Raw genomic sequence first — 15,037 nt, 5'->3', positions numbered from 1 at the left:
GCGGGTCGGGCCCCGGCGTGGGGAGGGGCCGGGTCAGACCTGGTCGGCGGCGCGGCGGGCGCGGCGGTACATCAGCGCGCCGCCGAGGAGGAGTGCGGCGCTGCCCGCGGCGGCGTAGCCGACGCCGTCGCTGCCGGTGTCGGCGAGGGCCACCCTGGTGGTCTCGCCCTGCGGCGCGGGAGCGGGAGCGGGGGCGGGGATCTGGACCTCGGGCTTCTCCTGCTCGGCGACCGGCTTGGGCGGCAGGTTGCGCACCGGCGGGGTCTGCGGGCGCGGGGTCGGGATCTCGACCTGCGGCTCCGGCTCCTCAGGGGTGCTCGGGACGTTGACCCCGGTGTTGCCGACGGCCGGGTTGCCGATGCCGACGACGTTGACCGAGTTGCCGACGACGTTCACCGGCAGGTCGATCGGGAGCTGGATGCCGTTGCCGGACAGAAGGCCCGGGGAGCCCTCGGCGTGGCTCTCGGCGGTTGCTCCGCCGCCGTTGACCGCCCCGCCCTCGACCGCCCCGCCGTCGGAGGAGCCGCCGCGGGGGTCGGTCTGCTCGCCGCCGCGCGGGGTCACGGCCTCGTCCTTGTGGGTGCGGCCGGGGCCGGTGTCCCGGGACTCCCCGGCCGGGGCCGAGGTGTTGGCGCACGAGTTGCCCGCGGCCGGGTTGAGCAGCCCGACCACGTTGACCGTGTTCCCGCAGAGGTTGACCGGCACGTGGACCGGCAGCTGGATCGTGTTGCCGGAGCCGACGCCCGGCGAGCCGACCGCGGCGCCCTCGGCACCCGAGTCCGCGTGGGCGGCGCCCGCCGACAGCGCGAGCGCCCCACCTGTGACCAACAGTGTGGCCAGACCACTTCGGCGCATCTGCCTCATGGCTTCCTGCCTTCCGGAGTTGCACGGGCGAGTGCCCGTACCGGAATAAACGCGACGAACGCGTTTGCCGGATCCGGCCGTTGGCGGGTTTCACTCCTTCGAGGGAGGCGCCGTTCGAGTGGTGACCCCGACGGGTCCTAGCGGCCGAGGAGCTCGGTGAGGGCTCCGACCGGGTCGGCGTCGGGTGTGCCGCGCGGCCACCAGTCCTCGCGGCCGTGGTCGGATTCGTACGGGTACCACAGGCCGTCCTGACCGAGCCTGAGTTGGAGCGAGCCGGTGGAGAGGCGGTTGCGCCAGGGGCGGAAGGCCGGGAAGTCGGCGGCGAGGAGGGCGGGTCTCGCCCGGTCGAACGGGCCGGCGGGCGGGTCCCAGGGCTCCTCCAGGACGGCGAGACCCTCCGCGCCGCCCTGGCGCCAGGCGGCGACGGCGCGGGCGAGGTCGGTGGGGGTCCGGTCGAGGGCGTCGGCCAGGTCCCGGTAGAGCGCGCGGGTGGAGGCGGTGAGGCCGGAGCCGGGATGGGCGGCGGCGAGCCGCGCGGCGTCCTGCCAGGGGGTGAGGGCGGCGACCGGGTCGTGCCCGGTCACGAGGAAGGCGTGGGCGCGGGCGGCGGCCTCACCGGCCAGCAGGTCGAGCGCGAGGGGGTCCGGGGCGTGCGGGTCCGGCGGGAAGACGGCGGGACGCCCGGGCCGGTCCGGGAGCGGCAGCGGCGGGGGCAGCGGCAGCGGGGACCCGGTGGCGGCGAGCACCTCGCGGGCGGGCACGGAGGGGAGGACGGGCGCGGCGGAGGCGGTCTCGGCGGCGGACCGGGCCGCGTTGCGCCGGGAGAGCTCGGCGAGGAGCTCGCCCTCGCCGCGTCCGCGCATCAGGAAGAGGACGAAGGGGTCCTCGTCGAGGAGGCGGGCGGCCTGGTAGCAGAGGGCGGCGGCGTGCTTGCAGGGGAAGCCGTCGTCGGGACAGGAGCAGTCGGGCAGCAGGTCGCCGGGGGCGGGCAGCAGTCCCTCGACCGCCTCCAGGGCGTGCGGGACCTCCTTGTCGAGGAGGGCGGCCATGTGCGCGGGCTGGGCGGCGGCCTTGTCGAGGAAGAGCTCCCAGCCGTCGTCGCCGAGGGTCCGCATCCGGATCTCGGTGCGGTACGGGCGGATGCGGCTGCCGTGCACATAGGCGACGACCCGGCCGGGGGTGACGGTGATCGCGTCGACGTGGCCGCGCTCCGCGTAGGCCCTGCCGCGGCCGAGGCGTGCCTGGTCGAGCGCGGTGCGCTCCAGGGCGGCCACCCAGGCGTTGCCCCACCAGGTGGCGGCGAAGCTCCCGTCGGAGGCGGTGCGCGGCGGGACGGCCGGGAAGGTGCGGCGGCGGTCGTCGTGGCGGGGGCCGGCCCCGCGCGCGGGGCGGGCGGCCCGGGCTCCGGGGCGGTTCACGCGGACCTCCTCAGGGAGACCAGATCGGCCAGTTCGCGGTCGGTGAGTTCGGTGAAGGCGGCCTCGCCGGAGCCCAGGACGGCGTCGGCCAGGGCCTTCTTGGCGCGGAGCAGTTCGGCGATCCGGTCCTCGACGGTGCCCTCGGTGACGAGCCGGTGGACCTGCACGGGCTGCGTCTGGCCGATCCGGTAGGCGCGGTCGGTGGCCTGGTCCTCGACCGCCGGGTTCCACCAGCGGTCGTAGTGGACGACGTGGCCGGCGCGGGTGAGGTTGAGGCCGGTGCCGGCGGCCTTGAGGGAGAGCAGGAAGACGGGGACCTCTCCGGCCTGGAAACGGTCGACCATCCGCTCCCGCTCGGCCACGGGCGTGCCCCCGTGCAGGAGCTGGCTGCCGATCCCCCGGGCCTTGAGGTGGTCGGCGAGGAGCCGCGCCATCGTCACGTACTGGGTGAAGACCAGCACGGAGCCGCCCTCGGCGAGGATCGTGTCGAGCAGTTCGTCGAGGAGGGCCAGCTTGCCGGAGCGGCCGGCGAGGCGGGCGGTGCCGCCGCCTCGCGGGACGTCCTCCTTGAGGAACTGGGCGGGGTGGTTGCAGATCTGCTTGAGCGAGGTGAGCAGCTTCATCACCAGACCGCGCCGGGCCATCCCCTCGGCCTCCTCGATCCGGCCCAGGGTCTCGCGGACCACCGCCTCGTACAGCGACGCCTGTTCGCGGGTGAGCGGCACCGGGTGGTCGGACTCGGTCTTCGGCGGCAGCTCGGGGACGATGCCCGGGTCGGACTTGCGGCGGCGCAGCAGGAAGGGGCGGACGAGGCGGGCGAGCCGCTCCACCGCCTCCTCGTTCTCCAGCTCCTCGTGGTTCTCGGCGGCGCGGGCGTGCCGGGAACGGAACGCCTTGAGGGGGCCGAGGAGTCCGGGTGTGGTCCAGTCGAGGATGGCCCACAGCTCGGAGAGGTTGTTCTCCACGGGCGTGCCGGTGAGAGCGACCCGGGCGGGCGCGGGGAGGGTGCGGAGCGCCTTGGCGGTCGCGGAGAAGGGGTTCTTCACGTGCTGGGCCTCGTCGGCGACGATCATCCCCCAGGGCCGCTCGGCGAGCTGGGCGGCGCGGGTGCGCAGGGTGCCGTAGGTGGTGAGGACGATCCCGCCGTCGAGGTCGCCGAGCTCGCGCGCGGCGCCGTGGAAGCGGCGGACGGGCACGCCGGGGGCGAACCTGGCCGCCTCCCGCTGCCAGTTGCCGAGGAGGGAGGCGGGGCAGACGACGAGGGTGGGCTCGCGGCGGGCCCGGCGCAGGTGGAGGGCGAGGACGGTGACGGTCTTGCCGAGGCCCATGTCGTCGGCGAGGCAGCCGCCGAGGCCGAGCGAGGTCATCAGGTCGAGCCAGGCGAGGCCGCGGAGCTGGTAGTCCCGCAGGGTGGCGGTCAGTCCGGGCGGGGGCGCGGCGGCCTCGGGGCCGGCCAGGAGCCGGTCGCGGAGGGCGGCGAGCGCGCCGACGGGCACGGCGGGCACGGTCTCGCCGTCGACCTCGGCGCTGCCGGTGAGGGCCGCGGCGAGGGCGTCGACCGGTTCGAGCAGACCCAGTTCGCGCTTGCGGGCCTTGCGGACGAGGTCGGGGTCGACGACGACCCAGCGGTCTCGGAGCCGTACGACGGGGCGGTGGGCCTCGGCGAGGACGTCCATCTCGCCCTGGGTGAGCGGGTCGCCGTCGAGGGCGAGCTGCCAGTCGAAGCGGAGCAGCTCGGTGCTGTCGAAGAAGCTGGTGCCGTCGGTGGCGGAGCCCGGGGCGGAACGGGCGGGGCGAACGACGGCGGAGGCGCTGAGCGAGCGGGCCAGGTCGCGCGGCCAGTGCAGGGCGACCCCGGCGTCGGCGAGGCGGGCGGCGGCCGGGCCGAGCAGCTCGTACAGCTCGCCCTCGCCGACGGCGAGGACGTCGGGCGCGTCCCGCTCCAGGAGACGGCCGAGCGGGGGCCAGATCCGGGCGGCGCGGCGCAGCGCGAGGAGGGCGTCGATCCGGGCGCGGGGGCCGAAGTGCTCGCCCTCCCCCGCCCAGAGGGCGGCGGCGTCGATGACGAGGGTCGGGTCGGCGAGGCTGTGCACCTGGAGGATCGCGGCCGCGGCCTGCCGCCCGGCCCCGCCCTCGACCTCGTCGGCGGTGTCGAAGAGCTCGGCGGCGGAGAGGTCGAGGCGGAGCGAGATCCGCACCCCGGCGTCCATGCCTGCGGCGGCCTCGGCCGCCCAGGCCCGGGCCCCGGGGAGGTGCTGCGGCGCGACGGCCGCGAAGGGCGCCCCGACCGCGTGCACGGCGGCGGGCGTACGGGGCAGGGTGTCGGCGACCGCGTCCAGGAAGGCCCGCACCAGGGCCTCGGGATCGGGCAGTCCGAGCGGGCCCGAACCGGCGACGGGCACCGCGTGCGCCTCGTACGGCATGGCGGCGGCGACGGCCCGCAGATGGGCGATGTCCTCGGCGTCGAGCGGACCGGCCCGCCAGGCGTCCAGGTCGTCGGCGGTGAGTCCGGGCAGCAGGCGTCCCCGGGCGACGAGGTGCAGGGCGTGCAGGGCGGCCGCGCCCCAGCAGGCGGCGGCCGGGTGCGCGGCGGGGCTGTGCCGGGCGGCGACGAGCAGCGGCAGGGCGGTGGCCACGGGCAGGGTGACGGCGGGGACCTCCCGGCCGCGGGCACCTGTGCCGTGCCGGCGGACGACGGTGATCCGGGTGGCCTGCGCCCCGGCGAGGCCGTCGGGCTCGGGCAGGGCCGCCCCGTCGGGCGCCCAGAGGGCGATCCGGCCGTCGCGGGGCAGCGCGGCGGGCAGGAAGACGGCGGCACGGGCCGTCCAGCGCTCCGTCACGGGCCGCCCTCCTTCCCCCGGGGTCCATCGAGCCGGCGCGGAGTCTCCGCGTCGGTACCCCCGACCTTACGGGCGGGGTCCGACAACGGGCGCCGGGGCGCGTCCCCCGACCGGCCCATCCCCGGATGACAGCGGCCCCCGGGGACGGGAGGGTGGCGTCGACCAGGGCTTTTCGCCCCCGGGGCTGCCGCCGACCGCCTCGCTCGCCCGATCGAAGGGGATCCGCCATGTCCGTTCGCCGGCGTCTCACGACCGCCACCGGGGCCGTGCTGCTCACGCTCACGGTCGCGGGCTGCTCGGGCCTCGGCCGCACCGCCGTCGGCCCCGTCACGTACGAGACGCGCGGGGAGAAGGTGGTGCGGGTGATGAGCCCGCCGGTGCAGGGCTGCCACCGGCTCCCGCTGGGTGCGACGCGGGTCGAGAACGGCACGCTGGTGGACCTGGTCCTCTACCGGACCCCGCACTGCCGGGGCGAGGAGCCGATCTACCTGCCCACCAACAGCGCCGACCAGATCGCGCCGGGCAGCCTGCCCTGGCGCAGCTACACGATCGTGCACTGAGCCGGAGCCGCCGTCCGCGGCCCCTGCCGTTCCCTTCGCCTCCTGGCGGGTCCATGCTGGAAGTGCCCACAGGGATCCGACGGGAGGGCGCCGTCATGCGTACCGGTAGCGAGCCGGCGACCGCGCGCAGCGCGCTGCGGCTGCGGTTCTGGCTGAGTGCCTGGGGAATGGTGTGGGCGGTCTTCGGCACGGTGGTCTTCGTGCTGGTCGGCCGCCCCGGCTGGGCGGTGGCCTGCGGGGTGCTGTTCCTGGTGGTCGCGGTCGACATGTCGATGGTCCTGCGCCACCTTCGGCAGGGCCCGCACTGGCAGCCGGGCCGCGACATCCCCCCGTACGAGCCGGACCACGGGAACCGGGGCGTCGGGAAGGGGGACCGCGGCGGCCGGGCCCATGACGGGCCGGACCACGGGGACCGGGGCCGCGACGGGTGGGACGACGGCGGCTGGGGCCGCCCCTGAGGCCGGACCGGCCGGGCCTGAGGCCGGATCCGCCGGGCCTGAGCCCCTCAGGCTGGTCAGCCCTCGGCGGGGCCGAAGCCCGCGGCCTTCACGTACTCCGGCCGGGGGTCGAGCGCGGCCGCCAGCCGGAAGTGCCGGGTGGCCCGCGCGTCCTGCCCCGAGCGCTGGAGGGTGCGGGCGAGGGCGAAGTGGGCGAAGGCGTTGTCCGGCTCGCGCTCCAGCACCAGCTCGAACTCCAGCTGCGCGGGCCGCAGCTGGGCGGCGGCGAAGAAGGCCCGCGCGCGCAGGAGGCGGGCCGCGGTGTTCTCCGGGTGCTCGGCGATGACCGAGTCCAGCAGTTTCACGGCACCACGCGGGTCCCGTGCGGCCAGCAGCTGCTCGGCGGCACGGAAGTCGATGACGTGCGTCTCCGGTTTTCTCTCGGCCATGAACTGCATCCTTCCCACCATCCGGGCCCGGAACACCGGACGGGGCGTCCCGTGTCTAGGCCGTCCGCGCCGCTCGGCGCTCCAGCTCTTCCCACACCTTCCGCACCTGCGGTTCCAGTGCGTCCAGCGGGCCGTCGTTGTCGATCACGAGGTCCGCGATCTCCAGCCGGTCCGCGCGCGCGGCCTGGGCCGCCATGCGGGCCTTCGCCTCCTCCTCGGCCATGCCCCGGAGCCGTACCAGCCGGTCGAGCTGGGTCTCCGGTGAGGCGTCCACGACGACCACGAGGTCGTAGAGGGGCGCGAGGCCGTTCTCGGTGAGCAGGGGTACGTCGTGGATCACCACGTCCCCGGGGCCCGCCGCGCTCTCCAGCTCGGCCGACCGGGCCCCGACGAGCGGGTGCACGATGGCGTTGAGCGTGGCCAGCCGCTCCGGGTCGGCGAAGACGATGGTGCCGAGTCCGGGCCGGTCCAGGGTGCCGTCCCCGGTGAGGACGCCCTCCCCGAAGGCGGCGACGATCGCCGCGAGACCCGGGGTGCCCGGTTCGACGACCTCCCGGGCGATCCGGTCCGCGTCGATCAGAACGGCCCCGTACGAGACGAGCAGTCGCGACACCTCACTCTTGCCGGCGCCGATTCCACCTGTCAGACCGACAGTCAGCACGACCAAGCCTCCCGATCCCCGCGTGAGCGGGGAGCACGTACCGGCGCCGATTCCGCCAGTCAGTCCCACTGGACCATCCCCGCCCGGGGAGCATAACGGCAGGCACCCGCAGCCAGGCTAGCGGATCAGGAGTCGCCCTCCCGCTCGGCGAGGAAGCGCTCGAACTCTCGGCCCAGTTCGTCGGCCGAGGGCAGGTCGACGGGCTCGGCGACCAGGCTGCCGCGGGTCTCCGCGCCGGCCATCGCGTCGTACTGGTGCTCAAGGCCCTGGACGAGCGCGACCAGCTCCTCGTCGCCGGCGCCGATCTGGCGGTCGATCTCGGTCTGGGTGCGGCGGGCCTCGGTGCGCAGCGCGTGGGCGACGCCGGGGAGGACGAGCCCGGTGGCGGCGGTGACGGCCTCCAGGGCGGTGAGCGCCGCGTCGGGGTAGGGGGACCGGGCCACGTAGTGCGGCACGTGGGCGGCGACGCCGAGGGTGTCGAAACCGGCCTCGGAGAGCCGGAACTCGATGAGGGCCTCGGCGCTGCCGGGCACCTGGGCCTCGTCGAAGGGGCTGCGGTGGCCGGGCATGAGGTCGGTGCGGTTGCCGTGCGGGGTGAGGCCGACGGGCCGGGTGTGGGGCACGCCCATGGGGATGCCGTGGAAGTTGACCGCGAGCCGTACGCCGAGCCGTTCGACGATCTGGGCGACGGCGGCGGCGAACCGCTCCCACTCGACGTCCGGCTCAGGGCCGGAGAGGACGAGGAAGGGGGCGCCGGTGGCGTCCTGGACGAGGCGGACCTCGATGGTCGGCGTCTCGTACTCGGTCCAGCGGTCGCGCCGGAAGGTCAGCAGGGGGCGGCGGGCGCGGTAGTCCACCAGCCGGTCGTGGTCGAAGCGGGCGACCACCTGGTTCGGCAGGGTGTCGAGCACGCCCTCGACGATCTGCTCGCCGGCCTCTCCCGCGTCGATGTAGCCGTCGAAGTGGTACAGCATGACCAGCCCGGTCGACTCCTGTGCCAGGGCCAGGTCGACCACGGACAGGCCCTTGGCGTCCCACTCGTACAAATCCTGGGGATCAAGCACGGTTACCGCTCCTCCTCGCGTCTCCCGGAAGAACACCCGGGGGCGCAAGGTCATTCCCGGTGACGGCCTTCGGCCGTGCCGGAGAACGACGCCGGAGAACAACCGAGGGCCCGCTCCCCCGGGAGGGAGCGGGCCCCGGTGTGGTGCTAGCGGCTAGCGCTGCTCAGCGGAGAGCCTGTTCAGCTCTGGCCGCCGGCCAGCTTCTCGCGCAGGGCGGCGAGAGCCTCGTCCGACGCCAGGGCGCCGGCGCTGTCGTCCGACTCCGAGGAGTACGAACCGCCCGAGATGCCCGCACCGGCGTTGCCGGCGGCCGGGGCGGCAGCGCCCTCGGCAGCGGCGGCCTCGTCGGCCTCGCGGGACTTGATGACCTGCGCCTGGTGCTGCTCGAAGCGAGCCTGCGCCTCGGCGTACTGGGCCTCCCACGCCTCGCGCTGGGTCTCGTAGCCCTCGAGCCAGTCGTTGGTCTCGGGGTCGAAGCCCTCGGGGTAGATGTAGTTGCCCTGGTCGTCGTAGGACGCGGCCATGCCGTACAGGGTCGGGTCGAACTCGACCGACGCCGGGTCGGCACCGAAGGACTCGTTGGCCTGCTTCAGGGACAGCGAGATCCGGCGACGCTCGAGGTCGATGTCGATGACCTTGACGAAGATCTCGTCGTTGACCTGGACGACCTGCTCCGGGATCTCCACGTGGCGCTCGGCCAGCTCGGAGATGTGGACCAGACCCTCGATGCCCTCGTCGACGCGGACGAACGCACCGAACGGAACCAGCTTGGTGACCTTGCCGGGGACGACCTGGCCGATCTGGTGCGTACGGGCGAACTGCTGCCACGGGTCCTCCTGCGTCGCCTTCAGCGACAGGGAGACACGCTCGCGGTCCATGTCCACGTCGAGAACCTCGACGGTGACCTCCTGGCCGACCTCGACAACCTCGGACGGGTGGTCGATGTGCTTCCAGGACAGCTCGGAGACGTGCACGAGGCCGTCGACGCCACCCAGGTCCACGAAGGCACCGAAGTTGACGATCGAGGACACGACGCCGGAGCGGACCTGACCCTTCTGGAGGGTCGTGAGGAAGGTCTGGCGGACCTCGGACTGGGTCTGCTCGAGCCAGGCGCGGCGGGACAGGACCACGTTGTTGCGGTTCTTGTCCAGCTCGATGATCTTCGCCTCGAGCTCCTTGCCCACGTAGGGCTGGAGGTCGCGGACGCGACGCATCTCGACCAGGGAGGCCGGGAGGAAGCCGCGGAGGCCGATGTCGAGGATGAGACCACCCTTGACGACCTCGATGACGGTACCGGTGACGATGCCGTCCTCTTCCTTGATCTTCTCGATGGTGCCCCAGGCGCGCTCGTACTGGGCGCGCTTCTTCGAGAGGATCAGGCGGCCTTCCTTGTCCTCCTTCTGGAGAACCAGGGCCTCGATCTCGTCGCCGACCTTGACGACCTCGTTCGGGTCGACGTCGTGCTTGATCGAGAGCTCGCGGCTCGGGATGACACCTTCGGTCTTGTAACCGATGTCGAGCAGGACCTCGTCCCGGTCGACCTTCACGATGACGCCGTCGACGATGTCGCCGTCGTTGAAGTACTTGATCGTCTCGTCGATCGCGGCGAGGAAGGCTTCCTCGTTACCGATGTCGTTGACCGCAACCTGCGGGGTGGTGGCGGTGGTCTCGGTGCTGCTCGTCATGTGGGAAAGGGCTCCGGTTACGGACAGAAAGTCGTAGGTACTGCTACGCCGAGAGCCCGTATCGCACTGAAGAAGCCAGACAGCTGATGAAGCGCCATCCCGACAACGGGGGCGCCTCGAAAACCGAGGGGACTGCAACAGGTGCGAGCGCGGCCTGCTCCGTCTGAGGCGCGCAGGCCCGCAGCGCAACCTTTAGCATACGGGGGCGGCCGGACAGGGTCAATGCGCGAAGCGCGCACCCGGGGCAGAAGCCCATAAACCCGGCACAAATCGTGTCCACCCGCGGGCCAACGGCGGGCATCCGCCGTTCCGCGGCACTGAGCGCAAACTACATCGACGGGCGAGATGAACCAAGAGTACGAACAGGACGACCGCTTCGAGACGGACGGCGACGAGGCGGAGGCGACCCGGCGTGACGCGGGGGACGCGGAGAGCAGCCGGGCCAGCCGGGGCTGGTGGGACCGGAACGCCGACGAGTACCAGAGCGACCACGGCGCCTTCCTCGGCGACGACCGGTTCGTCTGGGGTCCGGAGGGCCTGGACGAGGCCGAGGCCGGACTGCTCGGGCCCGCGGAGGAGCTGAAGGGGCTCGACGTCCTGGAGATCGGCGCCGGCGCCGCGCAGTGCTCGCGCTGGCTGGCGGCGCGGGGCTCCCGGCCGGTGGCGCTCGACCTGTCGCACCGGCAGCTCCAGCACGCCCTGCGGATCGGCGGGGAGGTGCCGCTGGTGGAGGCGGACGCGGGGGCGCTGCCCTTCCGGGACGGCTCCTTCGACCTGGCGTGCTCGGCCTACGGGGCGGTTCCGTTCGTGGCCGACCCGGTGCGGGTCTTCCGCGAGGTGCGCCGGGTGCTGCGGCCGGGCGGGCGCTGGGTGTTCTCGGTGACGCACCCGATCCGCTGGGCCTTCCCGGACGAGCCGGGGCCGGAGGGCCTGTCGGTGGCCGCCTCCTATTTCGACCGCACGCCGTACGTCGAGCAGGACGAGGCGGGGCGGGCGGTGTACGTGGAGCACCACCGGACGCTCGGTGACCGGGTGCGGGACGTGGTGGCGGGCGGCTTCCGGCTGGTGGACCTGGTCGAGCCGGAGTGGCCGGCGTGGAACAGCCAGGAGTGGGGCGGCTGGTCCCCGCTGCGGGGGAACCTGATCCCGGGCACGGCGATCTTCGTGTGCGAACGCGGGGACTGATCCGACTCCAGTAGTCGTATTAATGGGCGGGCCTGTGGATAACCGGGCCCGCCTTTTTTCGTCCGCGTACGAGACTGAGTGCGTGATCCGAAACGACGTACTCGATCTGCTTCCCGTCCGGCATGCCGTTCCCGAGCTGCTGGCCGCGCTCGACGGGCGCGGCACGGCGGTGCTGCACGCGCCGCCCGGCACCGGCAAGACCACGCTGGTGCCGCTGGCCCTCGCGGGTCTTATAGGGGACGGGCCGGAGCGGCGGGTGCTGGTGGCCGAGCCGCGCCGGATGGCGGTGCGGGCGGCGGCCGGGCGGATGGCGTGGCTGCTGGGCGAGGACGTCGGGCGGACGGTCGGCTTCGCGGTGCGCGGGGAGCGGCGGTCCGGTCCCGCGACCCGGGTCGAGGTGGTGACGACGGGCCTCCTCCTCCAGCGGCTCCAGCGGGATCCGGAGCTCGCGGGGGTGGACGTGGTGCTCCTCGACGAGTGTCACGAGCGGCATCTGGACGCCGACACGGCCCTCGCGTTCCTGGTGGACGTACGGGCCGCGCTGCGGCCGGAGCTGGGGGTCGTCGCGGCCTCGGCGACCAGTGACGCGGAGGCGTGGGCGCGGCTGCTGACCGTGCAGGAGGGCGGTGGGCCCGCGCCGGTCGTGCGCAGCGAGGGCGAGGGGCACGGGTTCGCGGTGGTCCACGCGCCGCCGCCCGCGGGGATCAGGCCGGCGCACGGCACCTGGGTGGATCCGGCGCTGCTGCGGCACGTGGCGGCGACGGTCCGGGAGGCGCTGGCTCGGCACGAGGGCGATGTCCTCTGCTTCCTGCCCGGGACCGGGGAGATCGCGCGGACGGCGGGGCTGCTGGACGGGGTGGACGCCGAGGTGCTCCAGCTGCACGGGCGGGCTCCGGCCGCGGTGCAGGACGCGGTGCTGCGGGGCGCGGGGCCGGGTGGGCGGCGGCGGGTGGTGCTGTCGACGTCGGTGACGGAGTCGAGCCTCACCGTGCCCGGGGTGCGGGTCGTGGTGGACGCGGGGCTGGCCCGGGAGCCGCGGATGGACCACGCGCGGGGGCTGGGGTCGCTGGCGACGGTGCCGGTGTCGGCCGCGGCGGCGACGCAGCGGGCGGGGCGCTCCGGGCGGGAGGCACCGGGGACGGTGTACCGGTGCTGGTCGGAGGCGGAGGAGAGCGGCCGGGCGCGGTTCCCGGCGCCGGAGATCCGGATCGCGGACCTGGCGGGCTTCGCGCTGCGGGCCGCCTGCTGGGGCGACCCGACGGCGGAGGGGCTGGCGCTGCTCGACGCGCCGCCGGCCGGTGCGCTGGCGGCGGCCCGGTCGGTGCTGGCGGCGATCGGGGCGGTGGACGAGGCCGGGAAGGCGACCGGACGGGGGGTGCGGATGGCCCGGCTCGGGGTGCACCCGAGGCTCGGGCGGGCGCTGCTGGACGGGGCGGCCGAGGTGGGGGCGCGGCGGGCGGCCGAGGTGGTGGCGCTGCTGAGCGAGGAGCCGCCCCGGGAGTACGGCGACGATCTGGCGGCGGCGTGGCGCGCGGCCCGTCGGGGCGGGGACGCGTACGGGGCGCGGTGGCGGGCGGAGGTCCGGCGGCTGGAGCGGGCGGCGGCCTCGGACGGTGCCGGGGGCTCGGAGGGAGGGGGCGCGGCCGGGAGGTCCTCGGCCGGCGGCGGGGACGACGTGGTGGCGGGGGTGGTGACGGCGCTGGCGTTCCCGGAGCGGGTGGCGCGGCTGCGGGAGCAGGGCGGGCATCTGATGGTGTCGGGGAGCGGGGCACGGCTGGCGGAGGGCTCGGGGCTGCGGTCGGCGCCGTGGCTGGCGGTGGCGGTGGCGGACCGGACGGCCCGGGACGCGACGGCGCGGGTGCGGCTGGCGGCGGTGGTGGACGAGGCCGTGGCGCGGCGGGCGGCGGGGCATCTGTTCCGTGCGGGTGAGGAGGTGCGCTGGGAGGACGGCGATGTGGTCGCGCGGTCCGTGGAGCGGCTGGGGGTGGTGGAGCTGACCGTCCGCCCGCTGGGGACGAAGGCGGATCCGGCGCTGGTGCGGGAGGCGCTGCTGGACGGGTTGCGGAGAGAGGGGACGGGGCTGCTGCGGTGGGGGCGGGAGGCGGTGGAGCTGCGGGAGCGGCTGGCGTTCCTGCGCGGGGCGGTCGGCGGGGCGTGGCCGGACGTGGCGGAGGAGGCGCTGGTGGGGCGGGCCGAGGAGTGGCTGGAGCCGGAGCTGTCGCGGGCGGCGCGGCGGGCGGACCTGGGGCGGATCGACGCGGGGGCGGCGCTGCGGCGGCTGCTGCCGTGGGCCTCGGGCGAGGCGGGGCGGCTGGACGAGCTGGCGCCGGAGCGGATCGAGGTGCCGAGCGGTTCGCGGATCCGGGTGGCGTACGGGGAGGGGCGGCCGGTGCTGGCGGTGAAGCTCCAGGAGCTGTTCGGGCTGGAGGGGACGCCGAGGGTGGCGGGGGTGCCGGTGCTGGTGCACCTGCTCTCCCCCGCCGGGCGCCCGGCCGCCGTGACCGCCGATCTGGCGTCGTTCTGGAAGGACGGCTACCGGGCGGTGCGGGCGGAGCTGCGGGGGCGGTATCCGAAGCACCCGTGGCCGGAGGACCCCTCCTCCGCGGAGCCGACCCGGCACACGAGCGCGCGGCTCAGACGGGAGGGGTGACCGGCTCGGGAACGGCCTTCGGGACGGCCTCGGGGGCGGGGCGGCGGGAGCGGAGCTCCAGGTGGAGCGCGAGGCCGAAGAGGAGGAGGGCGAGGACGGTGAAGCTCCACGGGAGCCAGGAGACGAGGAGGAGGACGGTGGTGCGGTTGGAGGAGACCAGCTCGACGGTGTCGACGATGTAGTCCTCGCGCATCTTCACGTGGCCCTCGAAGACGGTGAGGGTGTCGGTGCCCATCAGGGCCTTGGCGCCGCGGAGCTCCTCCTTGTGGATCTCCTCGCCGTTGACGGGCGCCCCGGTGACGGGCTCGACCCAGAACATCCGCTTCGTGGTGTACCAGCGGGTGAGGCCGGTACTGGCGATGAGCTCGGGGGTGATGCCCTCGACCGGCATGGCCTTGGGCATGGGCACCTTGGTCCAGGGGATGGTCTGCTCGTAGTAGTAGACCTCCAGGCCGCGGAAGGTGCGGGTCCCCGCGTAGTGGATGGGGGACGAGGTGCGGGTCTGGGCGTCGAAGTAGAGGTAGTCGCGCTTCTCTGTGAGGAAGGGCCATTTGAACTCGATGCCCTCGCGCTTGACCGGGTCGCCGTCGACCATCTCGCCGGGGACGTTCACGGGGTCCTGGGTGTGGGCGTCGAAGATGTACCGCTCGGGGATCTTGGACACCATCTTGCCGTCGGGGCCCATGACGTAGGAGAGGCCGTCCCAGACCACGACGTCGCGGTCGGTGCCGCGCTCGATCCGCTTCGACTCCTCCACGTTGCCCTTGAGGGTCTGGATGATCGTGATCTTCTCGACCTCGCGGGACTTGAGCGTGCCGTAGTCCAGGAGGATCGCGGGGCGGGCCTCCAGGACCATCTCCTGGTACTGGTTCGGCGGGATCTTGGCCAGCCGGGGGAAGGCGTACCAACGCAGGGTGGGGGCCATGGCGGCGAGGAACACGGCGAAGGAGAGGAGGACGAGACTGGCTCGGCGGCGCACAGGGGGCTCCCTACTTCTTGGGGCCGGGGTCGGCGGTGAGCAGGGGTCTGGGCGAGGTGGGGCCGTCCGGCGGCAGATCGACCAGGGAGACGAGCAGGACGAAGAGCAGGACGGGTACGAGTCCGATCGCGGCGGCGACGAGGGCACGCATGTCGGCCTCCCGGCAGGTGATCTGATGGGTCGTCAGGGCGGAGGCACCGTAGCAACGCGGCCGTGAGATGAGAACAGATCGCGGGGGCCGAACC

At 74.4% G+C, this 15,037-nt stretch carries 13 protein-coding genes; 4 read left to right on the top strand and 9 right to left on the bottom strand.

Annotation, left to right across the window (positions count from 1 at the left end):
• Positions 1-33: 33 nt before the first annotated feature.
• From ACFXMG_RS09810 to ACFXMG_RS09800, 3 genes are all read right to left on the bottom strand, one after another.
• Positions 34-864 carry a chaplin gene (locus ACFXMG_RS09810; protein WP_383819359.1) on the bottom strand — a complete coding sequence of 277 codons (831 nt, stop codon included), beginning with the start codon at positions 862-864 and terminating at the stop codon, positions 34-36.
• 137 nt (positions 865-1,001) lie between these two features.
• On the bottom strand, positions 1,002-2,282 hold the full coding sequence (locus tag ACFXMG_RS09805; RefSeq protein WP_383819360.1) for an SWIM zinc finger family protein: 1,281 nt from the start codon (positions 2,280-2,282) through the stop codon (positions 1,002-1,004).
• Positions 2,279-5,122, bottom strand: coding sequence for a DEAD/DEAH box helicase (locus ACFXMG_RS09800; RefSeq protein ID WP_383819362.1), 2,844 nt, complete (start codon positions 5,120-5,122; stop codon positions 2,279-2,281). Before ACFXMG_RS09800 ends, ACFXMG_RS09805 begins: the two co-directional genes overlap by 4 nt.
• A 227-nt stretch (positions 5,123-5,349) precedes the next feature.
• Here ACFXMG_RS09800 and ACFXMG_RS09795 point away from each other — a divergent pair, with 227 nt between their 5' ends.
• On the top strand, positions 5,350-5,682 hold the full coding sequence (locus ACFXMG_RS09795) for a hypothetical protein (RefSeq protein ID WP_383819364.1): 333 nt from the start codon (positions 5,350-5,352) through the stop codon (positions 5,680-5,682).
• 95 nt (positions 5,683-5,777) lie between these two features.
• The gene (locus tag ACFXMG_RS09790) at positions 5,778-6,140 is read left to right on the top strand and encodes a DUF6343 family protein (protein WP_383819366.1); all 363 of its coding nucleotides are present in this window, start codon (positions 5,778-5,780) and stop codon (positions 6,138-6,140) included.
• A gap of 56 nt (positions 6,141-6,196) precedes the next feature.
• Here ACFXMG_RS09790 and ACFXMG_RS09785 read toward each other — a convergent pair whose 3' ends face one another.
• The 4 genes from ACFXMG_RS09785 to rpsA form a co-directional block, all read right to left on the bottom strand.
• Positions 6,197-6,568 (bottom strand): tetratricopeptide repeat protein, encoded by a 372-nt coding sequence (locus ACFXMG_RS09785; RefSeq protein ID WP_383819368.1) that lies wholly within the window; start codon positions 6,566-6,568, stop codon positions 6,197-6,199.
• Between the two features lie 55 nt (positions 6,569-6,623).
• On the bottom strand, positions 6,624-7,229 hold the full coding sequence (gene coaE, locus ACFXMG_RS09780; RefSeq protein WP_383819370.1) for a dephospho-CoA kinase: 606 nt from the start codon (positions 7,227-7,229) through the stop codon (positions 6,624-6,626).
• 125 nt (positions 7,230-7,354) lie between these two features.
• On the bottom strand, positions 7,355-8,293 hold the full coding sequence (locus tag ACFXMG_RS09775) for a PAC2 family protein (RefSeq protein ID WP_383819372.1): 939 nt from the start codon (positions 8,291-8,293) through the stop codon (positions 7,355-7,357).
• Positions 8,294-8,472: 179 nt separating this feature from the next.
• Positions 8,473-9,978: a 30S ribosomal protein S1 gene (gene rpsA, locus ACFXMG_RS09770; RefSeq protein WP_031002689.1), complete on the bottom strand. Its 1,506-nt coding sequence runs from the start codon at positions 9,976-9,978 to the stop codon at positions 8,473-8,475.
• A 345-nt stretch (positions 9,979-10,323) separates the two neighbouring features.
• Here rpsA and ACFXMG_RS09765 point away from each other — a divergent pair, with 345 nt between their 5' ends.
• On the top strand, positions 10,324-11,163 hold the full coding sequence (locus ACFXMG_RS09765) for a class I SAM-dependent methyltransferase (protein ID WP_383819374.1): 840 nt from the start codon (positions 10,324-10,326) through the stop codon (positions 11,161-11,163).
• Positions 11,164-11,245: 82 nt separating this feature from the next.
• The gene (hrpB, locus tag ACFXMG_RS09760) at positions 11,246-13,813 is read left to right on the top strand and encodes an ATP-dependent helicase HrpB (RefSeq protein WP_383819376.1); all 2,568 of its coding nucleotides are present in this window, start codon (positions 11,246-11,248) and stop codon (positions 13,811-13,813) included.
• Here hrpB and ACFXMG_RS09755 read toward each other — a convergent pair.
• On the bottom strand, positions 13,797-14,792 hold the full coding sequence (locus ACFXMG_RS09755) for a DUF3068 domain-containing protein (RefSeq protein WP_383819377.1): 996 nt from the start codon (positions 14,790-14,792) through the stop codon (positions 13,797-13,799). The two genes, hrpB and ACFXMG_RS09755, sit on opposite strands and share 17 nt — an antisense overlap.
• Before the next feature lie 10 nt (positions 14,793-14,802).
• A complete protein-coding gene (locus ACFXMG_RS09750; protein WP_107063131.1) occupies positions 14,803-14,943 on the bottom strand; it encodes an SPW_0924 family protein in 141 nt (46 codons plus the stop codon).
• Between the last annotated feature and the right edge of the window lie 94 nt (positions 14,944-15,037).

The sequence above is a fragment of the Streptomyces sp. NPDC059201 genome (assembly GCF_042754585.1).
In the GTDB taxonomy this organism is placed as follows: domain Bacteria; phylum Actinomycetota; class Actinomycetes; order Streptomycetales; family Streptomycetaceae; genus Streptomyces.
This window is presented reverse-complemented; position numbering and strand designations above follow the sequence as displayed.